The following is a 1324-nucleotide window of genomic DNA, read 5'->3' as shown; positions in this document are numbered from 1 at the left end:
CCAAGCTCGGGCCCGCGCTCGCGAAGCTGCGTCAGGGCGGCCACCGCCTCAACCTCAACCTGCTCGGCGAGGCGGTGCTCGGCGAAGAGGAGGCGGGGAACCGGCTCGCGGGCATCCGCCGGCTGCTCGAGCGGCCCGACGTCGACTACGTGAGCGTCAAGGTCAGCAATGTCGTGAGCAACCTCAATCTGTGGGGCTTCGACGACGCCGTGGCGCGCATCGCACAGCGCCTCATTCCTCTTTATGAGCTCGCGGGCGCGGGCGGCGAGACCTCCGTCACGCCGGGCCGCACCAAGTTCATCAACCTCGATATGGAGGAGTACCGCGACCTCGACCTGACCGTCGCGGTGTTCAAGCGGGTGCTCTCGAACCCCCGGCTCGCGCACCTCGAGGCGGGCATCGTGCTGCAGGCCTATCTGCCCGATGCGCTCGACGCCCTGCAGGACCTCACCGAGTGGGCGCAGGCCCGCCGGGCCGCGGGCGGTGCCGCGATCAAGGTGCGGCTCGTCAAGGGCGCGAACCTGCCGATGGAGCGCGTCGACGCCGAGCTGCACGGCTGGCCGCTCGCCACCTGGGGCTCAAAGCTCGACACCGACGTCAACTACAAGCGCGTGCTCGACTGGGCGCTGACCCGCGAGCATACGGATGCCGTGCGCCTCGGCGTCGCCGGCCACAACCTGTTCGACGTCGCCTTCGCGTGGGAGCTCGCCGGCGTGCGCGGCGTGCGCGACCGCATCGACTTCGAGATGCTGCTCGGCATGGCGACGGATGCCGTCGCGAAGACCGTCGGCGGGTTGACGCTCTATACGCCCGTGGTCAGGCCCGAGGAGTTCGACGTCGCGATCTCGTACCTCGTGCGGCGGCTGGAAGAGAACGGCTCGCCCGAGAACTTCATGTCGGCGCTGTTCGAGCTTACGGGTGCGGAGTCCCGGGTCGGCGCGTCGCAGGAGCTGTTCGAGCGCGAGTGCACGCGCTTCCTCGACGCCGTCGACCGCTACGAGGCCGTGCGCGAGCCCCTCGGCGTCGCCCCGCTGCCGAACCGCCGCCAGGACCGGGCCCGTGAGTGGCAGGACGAGAACGCCACGGCCCTCTTCCACCCCCGCGTCGACCCGGTCGACCCGGGCGGGCAGGCGGCGCGCGACGCCGGGCTCACGGTCGCGGTGCTCGGGCTGCCGCAGGACGGCGGATGGGCGTCTGCCGACACACGCCGGAAGGAGGCGTTCGCGCCGCCGATGCCGGCCGAATGGCAGGCGCGCGGTGACCGGCAGACCTTCCGCAATGTCTCCGACAGCGACCCCTCGCTCGCGGCCAACCGCGCCTGGGC

1 protein-coding gene is annotated in these 1324 nt (G+C 71.5%); it reads left to right on the top strand.

The features are described 5' to 3' along the window. Positions 1-1324 (top strand): proline dehydrogenase family protein (locus tag ACM2XV_RS15350; protein ID WP_487027577.1); only part of this gene is annotated, 1324 nt, incomplete at both ends.

Source organism: Gryllotalpicola sp. CP2-P1, from assembly GCF_057512245.1.
This window is presented reverse-complemented; position numbering and strand designations above follow the sequence as displayed.